Source organism: Streptomyces sp. NPDC002144 (genome assembly GCF_053593695.1).
This window is the reverse complement of record NZ_JBSFDB010000006.1, coordinates 322,668-342,516: the sequence shown is the minus strand read 5'-3', so window position 1 is coordinate 342,516 and position 19,849 is coordinate 322,668. Positions and strand designations below refer to the sequence as shown.

At 74.5% G+C, this 19,849-nt stretch carries 20 protein-coding genes; 16 read left to right on the top strand and 4 right to left on the bottom strand.

Translation table 11 applies throughout. The annotated features are described in order from the left end of the window. Positions 1-128 precede the first annotated feature (128 nt). From ACWCQ1_RS12255 to ACWCQ1_RS12205, 11 genes are all read left to right on the top strand, one after another. Positions 129-1,763: a carbamoyltransferase family protein gene (locus tag ACWCQ1_RS12255; RefSeq protein ID WP_451026398.1), complete on the top strand. Its 1,635-nt coding sequence runs from the start codon at positions 129-131 to the stop codon at positions 1,761-1,763. Beyond that, positions 1,760-2,758 (top strand): glycosyltransferase family 2 protein, encoded by a 999-nt coding sequence (locus ACWCQ1_RS12250; protein ID WP_451026397.1) that lies wholly within the window; start codon positions 1,760-1,762, stop codon positions 2,756-2,758. Before ACWCQ1_RS12255 ends, ACWCQ1_RS12250 begins: the two co-directional genes overlap by 4 nt. Then, a complete protein-coding gene (locus ACWCQ1_RS12245) occupies positions 2,755-3,405 on the top strand; it encodes a D-glycero-alpha-D-manno-heptose-1,7-bisphosphate 7-phosphatase (protein WP_358596684.1) in 651 nt (216 codons plus the stop codon). Before ACWCQ1_RS12250 ends, ACWCQ1_RS12245 begins: the two co-directional genes overlap by 4 nt. Further along, positions 3,402-4,391, top strand: a complete 990-nt coding sequence (locus ACWCQ1_RS12240) for a glycosyltransferase family 9 protein (protein ID WP_451026396.1) — start codon at positions 3,402-3,404, stop codon at positions 4,389-4,391. Before ACWCQ1_RS12245 ends, ACWCQ1_RS12240 begins: the two co-directional genes overlap by 4 nt. Further along, on the top strand, positions 4,388-5,320 hold the full coding sequence (locus tag ACWCQ1_RS12235; protein ID WP_451026395.1) for a glycosyltransferase: 933 nt from the start codon (positions 4,388-4,390) through the stop codon (positions 5,318-5,320). The genes ACWCQ1_RS12240 and ACWCQ1_RS12235 overlap by 4 nt, the downstream gene beginning before the upstream one ends. Then, positions 5,317-6,534 (top strand): glycosyltransferase, encoded by a 1,218-nt coding sequence (locus tag ACWCQ1_RS12230; protein ID WP_451026394.1) that lies wholly within the window; start codon positions 5,317-5,319, stop codon positions 6,532-6,534. Before ACWCQ1_RS12235 ends, ACWCQ1_RS12230 begins: the two co-directional genes overlap by 4 nt. Beyond that, on the top strand, positions 6,534-7,115 hold the full coding sequence (locus tag ACWCQ1_RS12225) for a D-sedoheptulose-7-phosphate isomerase (protein WP_358596672.1): 582 nt from the start codon (positions 6,534-6,536) through the stop codon (positions 7,113-7,115). The genes ACWCQ1_RS12230 and ACWCQ1_RS12225 overlap by 1 nt, the downstream gene beginning before the upstream one ends. After that, positions 7,112-8,476 carry a D-glycero-beta-D-manno-heptose 1-phosphate adenylyltransferase gene (rfaE2, locus tag ACWCQ1_RS12220; protein WP_358596669.1) on the top strand — a complete coding sequence of 455 codons (1,365 nt, stop codon included), beginning with the start codon at positions 7,112-7,114 and terminating at the stop codon, positions 8,474-8,476. Before ACWCQ1_RS12225 ends, rfaE2 begins: the two co-directional genes overlap by 4 nt. 85 nt (positions 8,477-8,561) lie before the next feature. After that, positions 8,562-9,554 carry a glycosyltransferase family 9 protein gene (locus ACWCQ1_RS12215; protein ID WP_451026406.1) on the top strand — a complete coding sequence of 331 codons (993 nt, stop codon included), beginning with the start codon at positions 8,562-8,564 and terminating at the stop codon, positions 9,552-9,554. Positions 9,555-9,562: 8 nt separating this feature from the next. Continuing rightward, positions 9,563-10,438 carry a glycosyltransferase family 2 protein gene (locus tag ACWCQ1_RS12210; protein ID WP_451026393.1) on the top strand — a complete coding sequence of 292 codons (876 nt, stop codon included), beginning with the start codon at positions 9,563-9,565 and terminating at the stop codon, positions 10,436-10,438. Continuing rightward, entirely contained in the window at positions 10,435-11,328 is an 894-nt protein-coding gene (locus ACWCQ1_RS12205) for a glycosyltransferase family 2 protein (protein ID WP_451026392.1), read from the top strand. Before ACWCQ1_RS12210 ends, ACWCQ1_RS12205 begins: the two co-directional genes overlap by 4 nt. Positions 11,329-11,424: 96 nt before the next feature. Here the strand turns inward: ACWCQ1_RS12205 and ACWCQ1_RS12200 are convergent, their stop codons facing one another. After that, on the bottom strand, positions 11,425-11,655 hold the full coding sequence (locus ACWCQ1_RS12200) for a DUF3040 domain-containing protein (RefSeq protein WP_451026391.1): 231 nt from the start codon (positions 11,653-11,655) through the stop codon (positions 11,425-11,427). Positions 11,656-11,824: 169 nt separating this feature from the next. Here ACWCQ1_RS12200 and ACWCQ1_RS12195 point away from each other — a divergent pair, with 169 nt between their 5' ends. Continuing rightward, positions 11,825-12,943 (top strand): substrate-binding domain-containing protein, encoded by a 1,119-nt coding sequence (locus ACWCQ1_RS12195; protein WP_358596657.1) that lies wholly within the window; start codon positions 11,825-11,827, stop codon positions 12,941-12,943. Here ACWCQ1_RS12195 and ACWCQ1_RS12190 read toward each other — a convergent pair. Next, a complete protein-coding gene (locus ACWCQ1_RS12190; protein WP_358596654.1) occupies positions 12,900-13,364 on the bottom strand; it encodes a MarR family winged helix-turn-helix transcriptional regulator in 465 nt (154 codons plus the stop codon). The genes ACWCQ1_RS12195 and ACWCQ1_RS12190 overlap by 44 nt on opposite strands. 246 nt (positions 13,365-13,610) lie before the next feature. On the opposite strand from ACWCQ1_RS12190, the gene ACWCQ1_RS12185 reads away from it, so the two are divergent. Further along, entirely contained in the window at positions 13,611-15,218 is a 1,608-nt protein-coding gene (locus tag ACWCQ1_RS12185) for a purple acid phosphatase family protein (protein WP_451026390.1), read from the top strand. Between the two features lie 4 nt (positions 15,219-15,222). Here the strand turns inward: ACWCQ1_RS12185 and ACWCQ1_RS12180 are convergent, their stop codons facing one another. Continuing rightward, a complete protein-coding gene (locus tag ACWCQ1_RS12180) occupies positions 15,223-16,392 on the bottom strand; it encodes a magnesium and cobalt transport protein CorA (protein ID WP_358596648.1) in 1,170 nt (389 codons plus the stop codon). Positions 16,393-16,536: 144 nt separating this feature from the next. Between ACWCQ1_RS12180 and ACWCQ1_RS12175 the strand changes: the two genes are divergently transcribed. The 3 genes from ACWCQ1_RS12175 (at position 16,537) to dmpI (ending at position 18,909) form a co-directional block, all read left to right on the top strand. Continuing rightward, positions 16,537-17,640, top strand: coding sequence for a winged helix DNA-binding domain-containing protein (locus ACWCQ1_RS12175; protein ID WP_451026389.1), 1,104 nt, complete (start codon positions 16,537-16,539; stop codon positions 17,638-17,640). 126 nt (positions 17,641-17,766) lie between these two features. Further along, positions 17,767-18,633 carry a LysR family transcriptional regulator gene (locus ACWCQ1_RS12170; RefSeq protein ID WP_358596642.1) on the top strand — a complete coding sequence of 289 codons (867 nt, stop codon included), beginning with the start codon at positions 17,767-17,769 and terminating at the stop codon, positions 18,631-18,633. A 93-nt stretch (positions 18,634-18,726) separates the two neighbouring features. Further along, positions 18,727-18,909: a 4-oxalocrotonate tautomerase DmpI gene (gene dmpI, locus ACWCQ1_RS12165; protein WP_208784516.1), complete on the top strand. Its 183-nt coding sequence runs from the start codon at positions 18,727-18,729 to the stop codon at positions 18,907-18,909. 94 nt (positions 18,910-19,003) lie between these two features. On the opposite strand, the gene ACWCQ1_RS12160 is transcribed toward dmpI, so the two are convergent. Beyond that, the gene (locus ACWCQ1_RS12160) at positions 19,004-19,795 is read right to left on the bottom strand and encodes a S1 family peptidase (RefSeq protein ID WP_451026388.1); all 792 of its coding nucleotides are present in this window, start codon (positions 19,793-19,795) and stop codon (positions 19,004-19,006) included. Positions 19,796-19,849 lie beyond the last annotated feature (54 nt).

Below are 19,849 nucleotides of genomic sequence, written 5' to 3'. Positions count from 1 at the left end.
AACCGTCCCGTACAGATGGTGAAAAATCAGCTTTTTACGGGGCAAGTTGGCTCCAACTGTTTGAGCCAACTGGCCTGCGGGACCCGCCCCCTCTGACGCCACCCGGACCTCGTGACGGAGCACTCCCCATGCGCATCCTCGGCATCAACGCTTTGTTCCACGACCCGGCAGCAGCCCTCGTCGTCGACGGCCGCACGGTCGCCGCCGCCGAGGAGGAGCGATTCAGCCGCCGCAAGCACGGCAAGCGGCCACTGCCCTTCTCCGCCTGGGAACTGCCCGAGCAGTCCGCCCGCTGGTGCCTGGCGCAGGCGGGCCTCCGGCCCGAGGACCTGGACGCCGTCGCCTACTCCTTCGACCCGAAACTGGCCCGCCCCGCCGCTCAGATGGGCCTCGACGACCCCTGGGACCCGCTCCGGCTGGAGTACGCCCGCCGCGCCCCCGGCTTCCTCGCCGAGGCCCTGCCCGGCCTCGACCCCGACCGGGTGGTCTTCGTCCCGCACCATGTCGCGCACGCCGCCTCCGCCGGGCCCGCCTCCCCGCACCCGGACAATGACGTGCTGGTCCTCGACGGCCGCGGCGAGTGCGCCTCCCACCTGGCCGGCCGCTACCGCGACGGCAAGCTCGACACCCTCGCCACCCAGGCCCTGCCCGACTCCCTCGGCCTGGTCTACGCGGAGCTCACCGCCCACCTCGGCTTCCTGCGCAGCAGCGACGAGTACAAGGTGATGGCCCTCGCCTCCTACGGCACCCCCCGCTTCCTGCCCCAGCTCAGGCAGTACGTCCACCCCACCGGCCACGGCGGCTTCCGCGCCCACGGCGTCGACTGGGGCTCGCTCGCCCCGCCCCGTGCCAAGGACGAGCCGTGGACCCGCGACCATGCCGACCTCGCCGCGAGCGCCCAGGCCGTGCTGGAGGAGGTCCTCCTCGAACTCGTCCACTGGCTGCACGGCGAGGCCGGCGGCGAGACGCTCACCATGGCGGGCGGGGTCGCCCTGAACTGCGTCGCCAACTCCAAGATCGCCGCGCGCGGCCCGTACCGGAACGTCTGGGTGCAGCCCGCCGCCGGTGACGCCGGAACCGCCCTCGGCGGCGCCCTGCACCTCGCGGCGAACGAGGGCGCCCCCCAGCCCATGCCCGGCCCCGCCCTCGGCCGCGGCTGGAGCGACGAGGCACTGCGCGCCTGGCTGGAGCGGGCCGCCGTCCCCTACGAGCGGCCCGACGACATCGCCGAGACGGTCGCCGAGGAACTCGCCCGGGACGGCGTCGTCGCCTGGTTCCAGGGCCGCAGCGAGTACGGGCCGCGCGCCCTCGGACACCGCTCCCTGCTCGCCCACCCGGGCCGCGCCGAGAACCTGGAGCGCCTCAACCACGTCAAGGGCCGCGAGGAGTTCCGCCCGGTCGCCCCCATGGTCGCCGCCGGCCGCGCCCACGAACTGTTCGCCGGGCCGCTGCCGAGCCCGTACATGCTCTTCGTCCACGAGGTCGCGGCCGAGTGGCGCGAGCGGATCCCGGCCGTCGTGCACGTCGACGGCACCGCGCGCATCCAGACGGTCGACGAGCGCGACGAACCCCTCGTCGCGCGGATGCTGGCCGCCTTCGAACGGCGCACCGGGCTGCCCGTCGTCGTCAACACCAGCCTCAACACCGCCGGCCGGCCCATGGTCGACGACCCCCGCGACGCGCTGGAGTGCTTCGGCTCGGCGCCCGTGGACCTGCTGGCGCTCGGGCCGTTCGCGATCCGCCGCGGGAGGGCCTTCGGATGACCGAGTACGCCGTCGTGATCCCCACCCTCGTGCGGGACACCCTCGCCGACTGCCTCGCGGCCCTCGCCGCCGCGACCGGCCCGCGACCCGCCGAGATCGTCCTGGTCGACGACCGCCCCGACGCCACCTCCGAACCGCTGGAACACCCGCTCGCCGTCCTGGGCGACCTGCGCGGCCGTACGACCGTGCTGCGCAGCCGGGGCCGGGGGCCCGCAGCCGCCCGCAACACCGGACTGCGCGCGGTCGCCTCGCCGTGGGTCGCCTTCCTCGACGACGACGTCCAGGTCGGCCCGCACTGGTGCGAGCAGCTCGCCCAGGACCTCGCCGACGCGTCCCCGGACACGGCGGGCGTCCAGGGCGTCATCGCCGTACCGCTGCCCGGCGAGCGGCGGCCGACCGACTGGGAACGCGGCACGGCGGGGCTGGCCCGCGCCCGCTGGATCACCGCCGACATGGCCTACCGCACCGACGTCCTCAAGCAGGTCGGCGGCTTCGACGAACGCTTCCGGCACGCCTTCCGCGAGGACGCCGACCTCGCACTGCGCGTCCTCGGCGCGGGCTGGCGCATCCACCAGGGCCGCCGCACCACCCGCCACCCCGTGCGCCCCGCCTCCCGCTGGGTGTCCCTGCGCGCCCAGCGCGGCAACGCCGACGACGCGCTGATGCGGCGGCTGCACGGACCCGACTGGTGGGAGAAGGCGGTCGCCCAGCGCGGCCGGCTCCGCTCCCATCTCGCGATCACCGCGTCCGGCGCCGCCGCGCTCGCCCTCGCCGCCGCCGGACGGCCCCGGGCCGCCGCGGCCGTCGGCGCCGGATGGGCGCTGGGCACCGGCGAGTTCGCCTGGGCCCGGATCGCGCCCGGGCCGCGCACCCGGGACGAGGTGACCACCATGCTCGCCACCAGTGTGCTGATCCCGCCCGCTGCCACCTGGCACTGGCTGTCCGGGCTGTGGCGGTACCGCGACGCCCCCGCCTGGCAGGAGGTGGCCCCGTGACCCGGGTCAGGGCGGTGCTGTTCGACCGCGACGGCACCCTCGTCCACGACGTCCCCTACAACGGCGACCCCGACAAGGTCCGCCCGGTCGACGGGGCCCGTGAGGCCGTCGCCCTGCTGCGCGCCCACGGTGTGCGCACCGGTGTCGTCACCAACCAGTCCGGCATCGCGCGCGGCCTGCTCACCGACACCGAGGTCCGCCACGTCAACCAGCGCGTCGACGAACTCCTCGGCCCCTTCGACGTGTTCGGCATCTGCCCGCACGGCCCCGACGACGGCTGCCGCTGCCGCAAGCCCGAACCCGGCCTGGTCCTGTGGGCCGCCGGACGCCTGTGCGCGGCGCCCGAGCGCTGCGTGGTGATCGGTGACATCGGCGCGGACGTCGAGGCCGCCCGGCGGGCCGGCGCCCACGGCATCCTCGTCCCCAACCAGCGGACCCGCCCCGAGGAGACGGCCCACGCCGACCACGTGGCACCGGACCTGCTGACAGCGGTGCGCGCGCTGCTGACGGGACCCCCGCGGGGCCGGGTCCTGGTCGACGAGCGCCCGATCGAGGCGGCCTACGACACCGCAGGGACCACCGACTCCGGCCGCCACGGAAGCCCGGGCGCCGACCCCGCCGACGACACCCGCCGGGGGCCGCGATGAAGGCCCTCGTCGCGCGTCTCGACAGCTTCGGGGACGTCCTGCTCGCCGGGCCCGCGATCCGGGCCGTCGCCGCCCGCGCCGACCATGTCACCCTGCTGTGCGGACCGCGCGGCGCGCCCGCCGCTCCCCTGCTGCCCGGAGTGGACGAGGTGCTGGTCTGGGACGCGCCCTGGGCCGGCTTCGACCCCCCGCCGGTGGGGCGCGGCCAGGTCGACCAGCTGATCGACACCGTCGACGCCGACACGGCGCTGATCCTGACCTCCTTCCACCAGTCCCCGCTCCCCGCCGCCCTGGTGCTGCGCCTGGCCGGAGTCGCCCACATCGCCGCGGACAGCGAGGACTACCCCGGCTCGCTGCTCGACGTACGCCACCAGCGCGCCCCCCACGCCCACGAGGCCGAGGCCATGCTCGACCTCGCCGAGGCGGCCGGCTTCCCGCGCCCCGACGACGGCCGGCTGCGGGTGCTGGAGCCGCCCGCCACGACCGCGCTGACCGGTCCGGGCCCGTACGTCGTGATGCATCCGGGAGCCGCCGTCCCCGCGCGGACCTGGAGCCCCGAGCGGGCCGCCGAGGCGGTGCGCGAACTGGCCGAGGCCGGGCACCGGGTGATCGTCACGGGCGGCAGCGGCGAGCGCGAGCTCACCGCGTACGTCGCCGGGGAGCACGCCCTCGACCTCGCCGGCCGGACCGGCGCCCCCGAACTCGCCGGCGTCCTGGCCCGCGCCGACGCCGTCGTCACCGGCAACACCGGCCCCGCCCATCTCGCCGCCGCCGTCGGCACCCCGGTCGTCTCCCTGTTCGCGCCGGTCGTCCCGGCCGAGCGCTGGCGGCCGTACGGCGTCCCGTACGTGCTGCTCGGCGACCAGCAGGCGCCCTGCGCCGGCACCCGGGCCCGGCAGTGCCCCGTCCCCGGCCATCCCTGCCTTGACACCGTCACCGCCCACGACGTGGCCGCCGCCGTGGAGAAACTCCTGGGGGAGACATGAGGATCCTGCTCTGGCATGTGCACGGGTCGTGGACCACCGCCTTCGTGCAGGGCCCGCACACCTACGTCGTCCCCGTCACCCCCGACCGGGGCCCCGACGGACGGGGCCGCGCGCAGACCTGGGACTGGCCGGACTCGGTGATCGAGGTGCCGCTGGAGCGGCTGCGCGACGAGGAGATCGACGTCGTCGTGCTCCAGCGCCCGCACGAACTCGCCCTCGTCGACGCCTGCCTGGGCCGCCGCCCGCCGCTGGTGTACGTCGAGCACAACGCCCCGCACGGCGACGTCCCGGACACCCGGCACCCCGTGGCCGACCAGCCGGACATGACCCTGGTCCACGTCACGCACTTCAACCGCCTGATGTGGGACTGCGGACGCGCCCCGACCGCCGTGATCGAACACGGCATCGTCGACCCCGGCCAGCGGTGGACCGGCGAACTGGACCGGGCCGCCGTCGTCGTCAACGAGCCCGTACGGCGTGGCCGCACCACCGGCACCGACCTGCTGCCCGTCTTCGCCGAGGCGGCCCCGCTGGACGTCTTCGGGATGGCCACCGACCGGCTCCGGGTGCCGAACGCGCGCACCTTCGACCTCGCCCAGCGCGATCTGCACGCGGCGATGGCCAGGCGGCGCGTCTACGTCCACCCGATCCGCTGGACCTCCCTCGGGCTGTCCCTGCTGGAGGCGATGCACCTGGGCATGCCCGTGGTCGCCCTCGCCACCACCGAGGTCACCGAGGCCGTGCCGCCCGGCGCCGGAGTGGTCTCCAACCGGATCGACGTACTGACCGAGGCCGTACGGGACTTCGTCGCCGATCCGCTGCACGCGCGGCTGATCGGCGAGGGGGCCCGCGCGGCGGCTCTCGCCCGCTACGGGCTGTCCCGTTTCCTGGACGACTGGGAGCGGCTGCTGAAGGAGGTCACCCGATGAGGATCGCCATGGTGTCCGAGCACGCGAGCCCGCTCGCCGCTCTCGGGGGGCCGGACGCCGGCGGGCAGAACGTGTACGTCGCCCGCCTCACCGAGGAACTGGCGCGTCGCGGCCATGACGTGACCGTGTACACCCGCCGGGACTCCGCCCGGCTGCCCGACCGGGTGCCGCTGCCGGGCGGGGGCGTCGTCGAGCACGTGTCGGCCGGACCGGCGGAACCCGTCCCCAAGGACGAGCTCTTCCCCTACATGCCCGGCTTCGGCACCATCCTCGCGCGCGCCTGGGAACGGGAGCGGCCCGACGTCGTCCACGCGCACTTCTGGATGTCCGGGATGGCCGCGCAGATCGGCGCCCACGAACAGGGCGTCCCAGTCGTGCAGACCTTCCACGCGCTCGGTACCGTCAAGCGCCGCCACCAGGGCCGCCGGGACACCAGCCCGCACGAACGCCTTGGCGTCGAGCGGCAGATCGGCCGCAGCTGCGCCCGCGTCCTGGCCACCTGCGGCGACGAGGTCCACGAACTCGCCGAGATGGGCGTGCCGCCGGGGCGGGTGTCGGTGGTGCCGTGCGGGGTGGACGCCGAGCACTTCCACCCCGGCGCGCACGGCGCCGGCGTCCCCGAACGCCGGGAGCGCCACCGCCTGCTCGCCTGCGGCCGGCTCGTCCCGCGCAAGGGCTACGACAAGGCGATCCGCGCCCTGACCCGCGTCCCCGACGCCGAACTCCTCATCGCCGGCGGCCCCGAACCCGGGCGGCTGGACGCCGACCCCGAGGCGGCACGACTGCGCCGGCTCGCCGAGCGCGCGGGACTCGGCGACCGGGTACGGCTGCTCGGCGCCGTCGACCCCGACCACATGCCGGGGCTGATGCGCGGCTGCGACCTCGTCCTGTGCACCCCCGTCTACGAGCCGTTCGGGATCGTGCCGCTGGAGGCGATGGCCTGCGGTGTGCCCGTCGTCGCCACCGACGTCGGCGGCCACCGCGACACCGTCGCCGACGGGCACACCGGACGCCGGGTGCCGGCCGGCGAGCCGTGGGCGATCGCCGGGGCCGTGCGCGAACTCCTCGCCGACGAACCGATGCGCCGCCGCATGGGCGCGGCCGGCCGCGAGCGCGCCCTCGCCCGCTACACCTGGCAGCGCGTCGCCGACGGTGTCGAACAGGTCTACCAGCGGACTCTGAGCGGACACCGGGTGTCCGAGGAGGTGGCGTGATGACGGTCCACCCGCCCGCCGTCGGGCACTGCGACGAACTCCTGGACGCGCTGGGCCAGTTCCGCGCCTCCGCGCACATCACCGAACGGTGGGGGAGCCGGCTGGCCGACGTGCTGTGCGCCGGCGGACGGCTGCTGGCCGCGGGCAACGGCGGCAGCGCGGCCCAGGCCCAGCACCTGACCGCCGAGCTCGTCGGACGCTACCGCGACGACCGGCCGCCGTTCTCCGCGATCGCCCTGCACGCCGACACCTCCTCCACCACCGCCATCGCCAACGACTACGGCGTCGACGAGGTGTTCGCCCGCCAGGTCCGCGCGCACGGCCGCCCCGGCGACGTCCTGATGCTGCTGTCCACCAGCGGCGCCAGCGCCAACCTGCTGTCCGCCGCCGACGCGGCCCGCGCGAGCGGCCTGCACGTGTGGGCGCTGACCGGCCCGGCCCCCAACCCGCTGACCGCGGGCAGCGACGAGGCCCTGTGCGTCGAGGCGACCTCGGCCGCCACCGTGCAGGAACTGCACCTGGTGGCGGTGCACATGGTCTGCGCGGCCTTCGACACGGAAGTGGAGAGGAGGACGGCATGACGGGCCGAGCCCCGCTCCTCGTCGTCGGCGACGCCCTGCTCGACCGCGATCTCGACGGCCACGCCGACCGGCTCGCCCCCGACGCGCCGGTCCCCGTGGTCGCCGACTGCGTGGAACGCCTGCGTCCCGGCGGCGCGGCCCTCGCCGCCTACCTCGCCGCGCGGGACGGCCGGGAGGTGACGCTGGTGGCGGGCGTCGGCGACGACCCCGCCAGCCGCGAGCTGACTCGACTTCTCGAACCCTGGCTGCAGCTGATCCCGCTCCCGCTGACCGGTCCGCTCTCGGAGAAGACCCGGGTGCTGGCGCGGGGCCGTCCCGTGACCCGCCTGGACCGGGGCAGCGGCACGACCCGCGAGGCGACGGACGCCGCCCGCGCGGCGACCCGCTCCGCGCCGGCCGTCCTGGTCTCCGACTACGGCCGCGGCACCGCCGACGCCCTCCGCGACGTCCTGTCCGACCACCCGCCCCTCGTGTGGGACCCGCACCCGCGCGGCGGACCGCCGGTGCCGGGGACACGCCTGGTCACGCCGGCGGAGCAGGAGGCCCACCGCTTCGCGGGCCAGGCCCCCGCCGTCGTACGGGAGTTGCGTAGCGCCGCGCGCGCCGCGGCCGCGCTGGTGGGTCACTGGCGGGCCGGTGCCGTCGCGGTCACGCTCGGCGCCCGGGGCGCCCTGCTGTCGTACGGCGATCAGCCGCTGCTGTGTCCCGCCCCCGGGGTCCACGGCGCGGACCCGTGCGGGGCGGGCGACCGGTTCGCCGCCACCGCGGCCGGGCTGCTCGCCGACGGCGCGCTGGTCGGCGAGGCCGTCGAGGGCGCCGTCACGGCGGCGACGGCGTTCGTCGGCGAGGGCGGGGCGGGAGCTCTCATGGGGCTTTCCGACGATTCCGCCGAGGCCGCGCAATCAGGGGACGACGTACGGGCTGTCCTCGCCCGCGTCCGCGCCGCGCACGGCACCGTCGTGGCCGCCGGCGGCTGCTTCGACCTGCTGCACGCCGGGCACGTGGGCCTCCTGGAGGCGGCCCGGCGGCTCGGCGACTGCCTCGTCGTGTGCGTGAACTCGGACGCGTCCGTGCGGCGCCGCAAGGGTGCCGGACGGCCGGTCACCCCGCTGGACGACCGGGTACGGGTCCTGCTCGCCCTGGGCTGCGTGGACGCCGTCGCCGTCTTCGACGAGGACACCCCCGAACGCCTGCTCGCCGAACTGCGGCCCGACATCTGGGTCAAGGGCGGCGACTACAGCGGCGCCGACCTCCCCGAGGCCGCGCTGCTTCAGGAGTGGGGCGGCCAGGCGGTCCTCCTGCCGTACCTGGACGGCCGCTCCTCGACCCGGCTGATGACCCGCGCGGCAGGTGCCGTATGACGACGACACACCGGCTCCCGCAGCACGGGTCGTCCCGCACACCGTCCGTCCCGCACCCCCGGTCACCCCGGACGGCAGGGACCTCATGACCGCGCCGCCCCGCGTCCTCGTCCTGCGTGCCCTGGGCCTCGGGGACCTGCTCGCCGGTGTCCCCGCGCTGCGCGCGCTGCGCCGGGCGTTCCCGGCGCACGAACTGGTGCTGGCCGCGCCCGCCGAGCTGGCGCCGGTCGCGGCCGCGACCGGCGCCGTCGACCGGCTGCTGCCCGCCTCCGCGCCCGGCCGCGCCGTACCCCGCGCCCTGGACTGGACCGGCCCGCCCCCGGAGATCGCCGTCGACCTGCACGGCAACGGCCCGCCCAGCCACCGTCTCCTGCTACAGTTGCGCCCGCTCAGGCTGTTGGCCTTCGCCCACCCCGGGACCCCCGAGATCGACGGGCCGGTCTGGTACGCGGAGGAACACGAACGGGCCCGCTGGTGCCGGCTGCTTGAGTCCTACGGCATCGACGCCGACCCCGCCGATCTCCGGCTGCCCCGACCGCCGGAGGCCTCCCCGGCCCCCGGCGCCGTCGTCCTCCACCCCGGTGCGGGAGCCCCGTCCCGCTGCTGGCCCGTGCAGCGCTACGCCACGGTCGCGCGCACCCTGCGCCGGCAGGGCGTGCGGGTCGCCGTCACCGGGGGAGCCGGCGAGGAGGACCTGGTCGCCGAACTCGCCGACCGGGCAGGCCTTCCCGGCACCGCTCTCTTCCCCGGCGGCCTCCCCTTCGACCGCCTGTGCGCGCTGGTCGCCGACGCCCGTGCCGTGGTCAGCGGCGACACCGGCATCGCGCACCTCGCCGTCGCCCTCGCCACCCCCTCCGTCACCCTCTTCGGCCCCGTACCGCCGAGCCGCTGGGGTCCGCCCCCGGATCCGCGCCACCGCGCCCTGTGGCATCCCGGCCCGGACGGCGACCCGCACGGCCCGCGCCCCGACCCGTCCCTGCTGCGCATCCACCCCGACGACGTCCTGCACGCCCTGACCGCCCTGCCCGCCACGCAACCAGCCGCGTCAGACCGGCAGTTGGAACAGGCCCACGAGTGACCCCACCCATGACTGACTCCCGCGTCGGCATCGTCATCGTCACCCGCGACCGCTGCACCTCCCTCGCCCGCACCCTGCGCCACCTCCTCGCCCTGCCCGAGCGACCCCCCGTCCTCGTCGCCGACAACGCCTCCACCGACGGCACCCGCGCCATGCTGGCCCGGGACTTCCCCCAGGTGCGCGTGCTCGCCCTGCCGCGCAACCGGGGAGCGCTCACCCGCAACCACGGAGTCCGCGCCCTCGGCACCCCGTACGTGGCCTTCAGCGACGACGACTCCTGGTGGGCGCCCGGCGCGCTGGACCGCGCGGTCGGCCACTTCGAGGCGCACCCCCGGCTCGGCCTGCTCGCCGCGCGCACGCTCGTCGGCCCCGACGAGGCCCTCGACCTGCTCGACGAGGTGCTCGCCCACTCGCCCCTCGGACCCGCGGCCGACCTTCCCGGCACCCAGGTCCTCGGCTTCCTCGGCTGCGCCGCCGTCGCCCGCCGCGAGGCCTACCTCGACGCGGGCGGCTACCACCAGGTGCTGTTCTTCGGCGGGGAGGAGACCCTGCTCGCCTACGACCTGGCCGCCCGGGGCTGGGGCGTCGCACACTGCCCGGACGTGGTCGCCCACCACCACCCCGCCCCGGCGGCCCGCCCCGGCCGCCCGGTCACCGTCCGCCGCAACGCGGTCCTCACCGCCTGGCTGCGCCGCCCCCTCCCGGACGCCCTCGCCCGCACCCGCGAACTGGCCGGCGCCGCCCGCCACGACGGCACCGCGCGCCGCGCCCTGCGCGAGACCCTGGTCCGGCTGCCGTCCGCGCTGCGCGACCGCAGGCCGCTGCCCGCGCACGTGGAACGTGCCGCCCGCCTCCTGGACCCCGCCGACGGAGCGACCCCATGACCGACCCGCGCACCGGCGTCGTCGTCATCACCCACAACCGCCGCCCCGAACTCCTGCGCACCCTCGACCGGTTGGCCCAGCTGCCGGAGCAGCCGGTCGTCGTGACGGACAATGGCTCCACCGACGGCACCGCCGCCGGGGTGGCCCACCGCCACCCCGGCGTACGGCTGCTGCGGCCCGGCCGCAACCTCGGCGCCGTCGGCCGCAATATGGCCGTGCGCCACCTCAGCACGCCGTACGTGGCCTTCTGCGACGACGACTCCTGGTGGGCGCCCGGCGCGCTGAGCGGGGCCGCCGACCTGCTGGACCGGCATCCGGCGCTCGTGTCCGTCACCGCCCGGATCGTCGTGGAACCCGGCGGCGCGGACGACCCGATCAACGACGAGTTACGCGACTCGCCCGTTCCCGGCCCCGGTTGGCTGCCCGGCCCGGCGCTCGGATCCTTCCTGGCCGCCGCGACCGTCCTGCGCGCCGACGCCTTCCGGGCCGCGGGCGGCTTCCATCCGCGGCTGTGGCTCGGCGGGGAGGAGGAGTTGCTGGCCGTGGACCTCGCGACGGACGGCTGGTGGCTGACGTACGCCGAGCATCTGACGGTTCATCACCAGCCGTCGGTGGTACGGGACTCCACGCTGCGGCGGCGGCACGGCATCCGCAACACGCTGTGGTTCAGCTGGCTGCGCCGGCCCGTCGGGTCCGCGCTGCGCCGCACCCTGCACCTGGCCCGTACGGTTCCGCGGGACACCGCGTCCCTGCGCGCCTTCGCCGAGGCGGCCGCCGCGCTGCCGTGGGTGCTGGGGGAACGCCGGGTGGTACCGGCGGCGGTCGAGTCACGGCTGCGGGCCCTGGAACACGCCCAGCGCCGCTCGACCGCGCGCCGCTACACCGGCTGAGCCGCCCCGCCCCCGCCGCTCAGCCTTCCGTCAGCCGGCACAGCTGCCGGAACGACGCGAACAGGGCCGCCGGCCAGACACCGGCGAAGGCCCAGATCAGGCGGGCTCGGAGGTGACGATCCCGGCGCCCATCAGACCGATCGAGACCAGCAGGAGGAAGGCCACCGTCAACAACCGCGGGCGGTAGGCGACGAGCCGCGCGAGATCGGGGCGGCGGCCCGGACGGAAGGTGCGCAGCCGCCGCTCCAGACGGCGGTCGCGGCTGAGCGCGCGCTCCATCTCGTCGAGGGCACGCTGTTCGTGATCGGGGAGTCGGCTGGTGGACACGGTCGTCCCTCCTCGGCGGCGGGGGCTGCACGTCGAGTGCCCCCAGCCTTCCGAGATCTAACCGCCGCGCGCCCCTCCAACACCCCCAACACGCCTCCGAATCGGCCGCCGACAGTCCTGCTCACGCCGGCACCGCGGCCCGCACACACCGGCCTGTCATCATGGGCCCATGCATCGGCCGCCGCCCCGCCCCCGCGTCCCCGACTGGTTCACGGCCGACGACTGTGCTCTGAACGTCGCGCTCGTGTATCCGCTGCAGGGGCCCGCCGGGATCTTCGGACCGGCCTGCGAGGCCTGTGCGCGGCTCGCCGCGGAGGAGATCAACAGGGCGGGCGGGGTGCTGGGCCGGGAGCTGCGGCTGATGGAGGTGGACGGGGGCGCGCCGCCGGGGCAGGTCGCCGAACAGGTGGACGCGCTGGTGGCGGCGGGCCAGGTGCAGGGCGTCACCGGCTGGCACATCTCCTCCGTACGGCAGGCCCTCGCGCCGCGGATCGCGCACCGGGTGCCCTACGTCTACACCGCCCTGTACGAGGGCGGGGAGCGCACCGAGGGCGTCTACCTCACCAGCGAGACCCCGGCCTCGCAACTGCACCCCGCCATGCGCCTGTTGGCGGACGCGCGTCGTGTGCGCCGGTGGTTCGTCGTCGGCAACGACTACGTGTGGCCGCGCCGCACGGCCCGTTCGGCCCGCCGGTACGCGCGCGCGTGCCGCGGCCGGGTCTGCGGCGAGGCGTATCTCCCGCTCGGCACCGACGACTTCACCGCCGTACTGCGGCGGATCGAGCGCGCGGACGCCGACGCCGTGCTGATGCTGCTGGTGGGGAGCGACGCGGTCCGCTTCAACCGAGCCTTCGCCGCCGCCGGACTGGACCAGCGGTGCCTGAGGCTCAGCACCCTCATGGACGAGAACATGCTGCTGGGCAGCGGCCCCGACGCCACCGCCGACCTGTTCAGCACGGCCGGCTTCTTCACCTCGCTCGCCGACCGCAACAGCATGGACTTCCACGGCGCCTACGCCGCCCGCTACGGCCCCGACGCACCCGTGCCCGGCAGCCTCGGCGAGTCCTGCTACGAGGGCGTGCTGCTGCTGGCCGCACTCGTCGAACGGGCCCGCGCCCTCGACGTCTCGGCGATCGGGGCGGCCGCCCGGAACGTCTCCTACGAGGGGCCGCGCGGCCTGGTCGGACTCGACGGCCGGCACGTGCGCCAGCGTGTCTACCTCGCGCAGGCCGACGGGCTGGACTTCACCGTCCTCGCCCGGCTCCCGGCGCCGCACGACCTGGCGTGACCCCGTCCGCCAGCGCCTGGGACAGCCGGGCCAGCAACGTCTGCAACTGCTCGGCGTCCTCCTGAACCGGCAGCGTCGCCCACTCCGCCCGGACCCGTTCGTCGACCTCCTGCCAGAACCGCTGCCCGCGCTCGGTCAGCCGGGCCAGGATCCGGCGCCGGTCGACCGGGTCGGTGCGCCGGTGGACGAGGTTGCGGTCGACGAGCTGGTCCATCAGCTTGGTCAGGCTCGGCGGCGGCAGGAAGGCGCAGTCGGCGATGGCCGTCATGTTGTGCCCCTGCCCGTCGGACAGCAGCGCCAGCACCCGCCACCCCTCCACCGAGCAGCCGAACTCCTCCAGCACGCGCTGCGTACGGCGAGCGGACAGCCGCTCGGCCCTGGTCAGCAGCTGGAGCAGATCCTGGGGCCGGCCCACCGCCATCGCACTCCTCGAGTCAGGGGTCCGCGAGGGACGTGCGCCAGCGTACCGGGCGGCTTCGGAGGGACCGCGGGGGCGGGCGGGTCAACTGCGGGGCGGGCACCGGCAAAGACGGCGGCAAGAAACGTGCCCCGCGGCGCGACACGCGGCGCACGATGACCCACTGGCCACACGGCGTTCACTCAAGTGCCGCCGGAGCGCGCCAGGGTGCGGTCGTTGTCAGCTCAACCGCTCGCCAGGGAGGGGACCATGACCACAGAGGCCAACACGCCGGACGGGTCGGCGCAGTCTTCCGAGGGGGTCAGCCGGCGTCACGCGCTGGGCCTGCTCGGCACGGCGGGGGCCGGAGCGGCCGCCGCCCCGTTGCTGGGGGCCGGCACGGCCCAGGCCGCGCCGCTCGCCGCCCCGTCCCTCCACCTCACCGCCGACTCCGCCGGCGCGCCTCCGGTCCAGGGGCTGCACCTGACCTTCGGAGCGGACCCGCGCACCCAGATGACGGTGTCGTGGATCACCGACAGACCGGTCACCAGACCCGTGGTCCACTACGGCACGCTGGAGCACGGCTTCGGCTCCAAGGCCAAGGCCCGCACGGTCACCTACGTCGACGGCACCTCCAGCCGCACCGTCTACGTCCACCACGCCTCGCTGACCAAGCTGCGCCCGGACACCGACTACCTCTACCTCGCCACCCACGAGGGCACCACGCCCGACAGCGGCACCTTCCGCACCGCCCCCAGCGGACGCCGGCCCCTCACCTTCACCAGCTTCGGCGACCAGTCCGCGCCGCAGGTCACCTGGGCCGCGAACGGCACGGTGGCGCTGGACGCCAACTCCACTCCCGCCACCAAGGACATCGTCACCGGCGTCGAGCAGGTCGCCCCGCTCTTCCACCTCCTCAACGGCGACCTGTGCTACGCCAACCTGGACGTCGACCGGGTGCGGACCTGGAACAACTTCTTCACCAACAACACCCGTTCGGCGCGCTTCCGCCCCTGGATGCCGGCGGCCGGCAACCACGAGATCGAGAAGGCCAACGGCCCGATCGGACTCGGCGCCTACCAGACCTACTTCGACCTGCCGTCCACCGAGACCGACCCCGAACTCGCGGGCCTGTGGTACGCCTTCACGGCCGGCTCGGTGCGGGTCATCGTGCTGCAGAACGACGACAACTGCCTGCAGGACGGCGGCGACGTCTACATCAGCGGCTACTCCGGCGGTCGTCAGCTCGCCTTCCTGGAAAAGGAGTTGAAGGCGGCCCGGTCCTCCCGCGACATCGACTGGGTCGTCGTCGCCATGCACCAGATCATGATCAGCTCCTCCGACGCCAACGGCGCCGACCTCGGCCTCCGGCAGAAGTACGGCCCGCTGTTCGACAAGTACGGCGTGGACCTCGTGCTGTGCGGCCACGAGCACAACTACGAGCGCTCCCTGGCCGTGCGCGGGGTCGTCTCCGGCAGCGAGACGCTCACCCCCGACCCGGTCTCCCAGGCCACCGACGACATCGACGCGGGCCTGGGCACCGTGCACATGATCCTGGGCGGCGGAGGCGTGTCCGGCACCACCAACCAGAACTTCTTCAAGGACGGCACCGCCAAGGTCATCACCGCGGTGTCCGCGAGCCCCGGCCCCAACGGCAAGCGCACCGCCACGTACACCAAGGAGCAGGCCGTCTGGGTCGGCGTGCGCGACCTCGACCACCCCTACGGCTTCGCCGCGTTCACCGTGGACCCCGGCCGGCACCCCGGTGACACCACGCGCATGCACGTGACGTACTACAACGTCAACAAGCCGCACGGCGAGCTGTCGGTCTTCGAGACCTTCACCCTCCACCGCCGTCGCTCCGACGGCCCCAAGTGACCCGCTAGAGCCAGTCGCGGTGTTTGAAGATCACGTACAGGCTGACGCAGACCACTCCCATCAGCCCGATCGCGAAGGGATAGCCGAGCAGCCAGTGCAGCTCCGGCATGTGCGCGAAGTTCATCCCGTAGATCGTCCCGACCAGCGTCGGGGCGAACAGAATGGCCGCCCATGACGAGATCTTCTTGATCTCCTCGTTCTGCTCGAAGCCCGCTTCCGCCAGCGCCCGCATCTCCGCGTTCTGCTGCTGGGTGACCAGGGTCGCGTTCACCGTGAGGATCTCGGTGAGGGCCTGGCGGAAGCTGTCCACCCGCTCGCTCGTGTGGGTGACGTGGTCGGCGACGTCACGGAGGTAGCGCTGGAGCTCCTCGTCGGTCTCGTACTTGGAGAAGCCGGCGATCAGCCCGTGCAGCATGCCCACCAGCGGGCGGGTGGCGCGTTGGAACTCGACCATCTCCCGGGAGAGTTCGTAGATACGGCGGGAGACCTCCGGGTCGCCGCGGAAGACCTCCGTCTCGATCTCGTCGATGTCGTTCTGCACGCCGGCGACGACCGGCGCGTACCCGTCCACCACCGCGTCGAGGATGGCGTACAGGACCGCCTCCGGGCCCAGCTTCAGCAGCTCCGGTGTCTCCTCCATGCGGCGCCGGACCGCCGAGAGGTCGGGGGCGGCGCCGTGCCGGACGGTGATCACGAAGTCGGGGCCGACGAAGACGTGCAGCTCGCCGAAGTCGACCTCCTCCGGGGCGTCCAGATAGCGGGCGGCGCGCAGCACGACGAACAGTGTGTCGCCGTAGCGCTCCAGCTTGGGCCGCTGATGCGCCTCCATCGCGTCCTCCACCGACAGCGGGTGGAGATCGAACTCGGCGGCCAGGGAGAGCAGCTCGGCGTCCGTCGGGCGGGCGAGGCCGATCCAGGCCATCCCGGACGGCTCCTCACGCAGCTCGCGAAAGGTTTCGGCGAGCGTGGCGGGGGAGGAGATGCGCACCCCGTCGCGGTACAGGGCGGCCTGGACGACGCTGGCCACCTCCGTCTGCTCGGCGGGCCTCTCTTTTGGCGGCGGGGCGGTGGTGTCGGCCGCGGGGGGCTGCGGAGGCGTCAGCGCGCGCCGCCACACGGACCTCATGGAGTTCCTGGCGTTCCTGGCGGCCGGACGGGCGCGTCGCTCGGACATGCGGCTGCCTCCGGGGTCGAACCTGCGGCTGCGTGATCCGGAGCAGGATATACGGGGCAAACGACGCCGGGGTGACCCGTGCGACCGGGATTCGGTGAGAGTTGCGGACAGAAGGTGTCCGCGAGCCCAGTGAGCGTGCCGTACATGACGAAGACGACAGCCGCCGCTCCCGTGCTCGGCACCCTCGCCCTGAACCGCGCGACCCTCGACCGGCAGCTCCTGCTGCGCCGCTCACCGCTGTCCGCGCGGGCCGCCGTCGAGCATCTCGTCGGCCTCCAGGCGCAGAACGTCAAGCCGCCCTACCTCGCCCTCGCCGCCCGCCTGGAAGGCTTCGTCCCCGAGGAGCTCTCGCGGCTGATGGCCGAGCGCGAGGTCGTCCGCATCGTCACCCTGCGTTCGACCATCCACACCCACACCGCCGACGACTGTCTCACCCTGCGCCCCCTGGTCCAGCCCGCCCGCGACCGTGAGCTGACCACCTTTCGCAAGGGGCTGCAGGGCGTCGACCTCGACCGCCTCACGGTCCTGGCCCGGGAGCTCGTCGAGGAGGCGCCGCGCACCATGAAGCAGCTGCGCGAGGCCCTGCACGCCGAGTGGCCGGACGCCGACCCGCAGGCCCTCGGCATCGCCGCCCGGTGCAGGCTGCCGCTGGTCCAGGTCACCCCGCGCGGGCTGTGGGGACGGAGCGGTCAGGTCGCCCTCACCACCGCCGAGCACTGGCTCGGCCGCCCCGCCGCACCCGCCCCGGCGGCGGAGGACGTCGTCCTGCGCTACCTCGCCGCCTACGGTCCCGCCTCGGTGAAGGACATGCAGACCTGGGCCGGCCTGACCCGCCTGCGCGAGCCCTTCGAGCGGCTGCGCCCGCGGCTGCTCGCCTTCCGCGACGAAAGCGGCGTCGAACTCCTCGACCTCCCCGACGCCCCGCGCCCCGACGAGGACACCCCCGCCCCGCCCCGCTTCCTCCCCGAGTTCGACAACCTGCTCCTCTCCCACGCCGACCGCACCCGGGTGGTGCCGCCCGAGTACTGGGGCCGCAGCTGGGTGGGGAACCTGGTGCACTGCACGTTCCTCGTCGACGGCTTCCTGGCCGGCGTGTGGAAGCTGGAGCGGGACGCCCTCGTCATCGAACCCTTCGGCAGCCTCACCAGGGCTCAGCGGACGGAGCTCACGGCGGAGGCGGAGCGCATGCTCGGCGTCCTGTACCCGGCCACGCCGTACGACATCCGGTTCGGGACCGTGATCGCGTGAGCCTCAGTCGGCCCGCCCGGTTCCCCGACCAGCGCCCCGTCCAGCACCGTGCGCAGATCCCCCAGATCACTCCCGTCCGCCGCACGTGGAAACAAGCCCCACGGCCTCCGCTCTAGAGTCGGATCCATGGAACTGCGGCAGCTCACCTACTTCGTCACCGTCGCCGAGGAGCTGCATTTCGGGCGGGCGGCCGAGCGGCTGCACATCGTGCAGTCGGCGGTGAGCATGCAGATACAGCGCCTGGAGCGGGAACTGGGCGCCGAGCTGTTCGACCGGACCCCGCGCCGGGTGCGGCTCACGGCGGCGGGGGAGCGGCTGCTGCCCGAGGCGCGCACGGTGCTGGCCGCCGCCGAGAGGGCCCGCGCCGCCGTCGCCCCGCCGCCCGGCCTGCGGATCGGCACCAGCACGGGCCTGGGCGCGCACCTCGACCGCGTGCTCGCCGCCTTCGCCCGCCGGGCGCCGGACGTCCCCGTCGAGCTCTTCTCCCTCCCGGCCGCCGAACGCCTGGAGCGGGTCGCGCGCGGCCGGCTGGACGCCGCGTTCGTCCGGGCCGCCGAGCCCCGGCAGGGCGTCCGTGTGCTGCCGCTGTGGCCCGACCCCCTGGTCGCAGCCCTCCCCGCCGCGCATCCGCTCGCCGGGCGCGAGGAGATCGGCGTCGAGGAACTGGCGGAGCTGCCCCTGAGCCTGACCGAGCGGCGCAACAACCCCGCCCTGGTCGACCTGGTCGTCGGCGCCTGCCACGAGGCCGGCTTCACACCGCTGCCCGGACCGGCGAGCGGCTCCCTCCAGGACACCCTCGCCACCATCGGCACCCGCCCGTTGTGGACGGTCGTGTACGCCTCCCACGCGCGCGTGCTGCACAGCCCGCGCGTGGCCTTCGTACCGTTCCGCCCGCCCGGCCTCGCCCTGTCGACGGGACTCGCCGTGCGGGCCGCCGCCGGCCCCCCGCACCTGGACACCCTGCTCCTGGCCTGCGGCGATCACGAGAACTGATCGCTGCGGTCGCGGTCTGCTCCTTGGTCGCGGACGTCGGAGGCGATGGACTGGACTCACCCGAGAACGACACAGGGACAAGGGAGTTCAGCCATGCCGATCGTCACCATCCAGCAGGGCCCGCGCGACACCGAGCTCAAGCGGGACCTCGTCAAGCGCGTCACCGACGCCTTCGTGGACGCCTACCGGATCCCGGCCGAGACCGTGCAGGTGTGGATCCACGAGGTCCCCGCGGACAGCTGGGGCGCCGCGGGGAAGCTCACCGCCGACAAGTAGCGCACACGTGGATAGGGGGCGCTGCGAGCTGCTCGTGGTAGCTCGCAACGCCCCCTGGCCTTACTCCTGAGGGGTGCTCAGGAAGCTCTCGGAGCTATGAGTTGACCTGTGCGGTCACCAGGCTGGAGAAGGTGGTCAGCCGGGTGTAGACACCCGGGTACCCCGCTTCCGCGCAGCCCTCGCCCCAAGAAGTGATCCCTGCCAGGACGCCCCCGATGAGCAGGGGACCGCCGCTGTCGCCCTGGCAGGTGTCTGTGCCGCCGGAGGTGTATCCGGCGCAAACCATGTCGGACTGGACGTAGTCCGAACCGTAGGAGCTCCGGCAGCTGGAGTCGGACACGATCGGGACGGTCGCGGTCCGCAGCTGGTTGGAGGAGCTGCCGTTCTCCGAGGTGGTACCCCAGCCCAGGATGCGCGCGGTGGTGCCGGCCACGTACACGCCCGTGTCCGAGGAGGAGACGTACTTCGCCGTGGTGTACGGCATCGACGTCGACAGGGTCAGCACCGCCACGTCGTCGCCGTTGGTGGCGTCGGTGTAGGACGGGTTGATCCAGATCTTGCTGACCTTGCTGACGGTGCCGTTGGTGCCGTTGAGGTAGGTGCGGCCGCCGACGACGCGGACGCTGCTCGTGGTCTCGCCCACCATGCAGTGGGCGGCCGTCACGACCTTGGTGGCCGAGACGAGGGTGCCGCCGCAGAACTGGTTCTGCGAGGCGTCCGTGATCTGCATGACGAACGGGTAGGCCGTGGTGGTGGTCGTCGTGCCCCCGACGATCGGCTGGGGCGCGGCTGCCGCCGAAGGTGCGCCGAGAACTGCGGTGGTGACCGCCGCGGCGCCCGCCGCGAGGACCGCGGCGGTCTTTCTGGCACGGGTGAGCCCGAACATGAGTCTCCTGTGGGGGTTGCCGGTGGGGGATCGCGCGGGTGTGGGGGTTGGTGC

Excerpts from the sequence above, each read along its gene's own strand:
- ACWCQ1_RS12255 (WP_451026398.1), top strand. The coding sequence starts at position 129 with ATGCGCATCCTCGGCATCAACGCTTTGTTCCACGACCCGGCAGCAGCC.
- ACWCQ1_RS12250 (WP_451026397.1), top strand. The coding sequence starts at position 1,760 with ATGACCGAGTACGCCGTCGTGATCCCCACCCTCGTGCGGGACACCCTC.
- ACWCQ1_RS12240 (WP_451026396.1), top strand. The coding sequence starts at position 3,402 with ATGAAGGCCCTCGTCGCGCGTCTCGACAGCTTCGGGGACGTCCTGCTC.
- ACWCQ1_RS12235 (WP_451026395.1), top strand. The coding sequence starts at position 4,388 with ATGAGGATCCTGCTCTGGCATGTGCACGGGTCGTGGACCACCGCCTTC.
- ACWCQ1_RS12230 (WP_451026394.1), top strand. The coding sequence starts at position 5,317 with ATGAGGATCGCCATGGTGTCCGAGCACGCGAGCCCGCTCGCCGCTCTC.
- ACWCQ1_RS12225 (WP_358596672.1), top strand. The coding sequence starts at position 6,534 with ATGACGGTCCACCCGCCCGCCGTCGGGCACTGCGACGAACTCCTGGAC.
- rfaE2 (WP_358596669.1), top strand. The coding sequence starts at position 7,112 with ATGACGGGCCGAGCCCCGCTCCTCGTCGTCGGCGACGCCCTGCTCGAC.
- ACWCQ1_RS12215 (WP_451026406.1), top strand. The coding sequence starts at position 8,562 with ATGACCGCGCCGCCCCGCGTCCTCGTCCTGCGTGCCCTGGGCCTCGGG.
- ACWCQ1_RS12210 (WP_451026393.1), top strand. The coding sequence starts at position 9,563 with ATGACTGACTCCCGCGTCGGCATCGTCATCGTCACCCGCGACCGCTGC.
- ACWCQ1_RS12205 (WP_451026392.1), top strand. The coding sequence starts at position 10,435 with ATGACCGACCCGCGCACCGGCGTCGTCGTCATCACCCACAACCGCCGC.
- ACWCQ1_RS12195 (WP_358596657.1), top strand. The coding sequence starts at position 11,825 with ATGCATCGGCCGCCGCCCCGCCCCCGCGTCCCCGACTGGTTCACGGCC.
- ACWCQ1_RS12190 (WP_358596654.1), bottom strand. The coding sequence starts at position 13,364 with ATGGCGGTGGGCCGGCCCCAGGATCTGCTCCAGCTGCTGACCAGGGCC.
- ACWCQ1_RS12185 (WP_451026390.1), top strand. The coding sequence starts at position 13,611 with ATGACCACAGAGGCCAACACGCCGGACGGGTCGGCGCAGTCTTCCGAG.
- ACWCQ1_RS12180 (WP_358596648.1), bottom strand. The coding sequence starts at position 16,392 with ATGTCCGAGCGACGCGCCCGTCCGGCCGCCAGGAACGCCAGGAACTCC.
- ACWCQ1_RS12175 (WP_451026389.1), top strand. The coding sequence starts at position 16,537 with ATGACGAAGACGACAGCCGCCGCTCCCGTGCTCGGCACCCTCGCCCTG.
- ACWCQ1_RS12170 (WP_358596642.1), top strand. The coding sequence starts at position 17,767 with ATGGAACTGCGGCAGCTCACCTACTTCGTCACCGTCGCCGAGGAGCTG.
- dmpI (WP_208784516.1), top strand. The coding sequence starts at position 18,727 with ATGCCGATCGTCACCATCCAGCAGGGCCCGCGCGACACCGAGCTCAAG.
- ACWCQ1_RS12160 (WP_451026388.1), bottom strand. The coding sequence starts at position 19,795 with ATGTTCGGGCTCACCCGTGCCAGAAAGACCGCCGCGGTCCTCGCGGCG.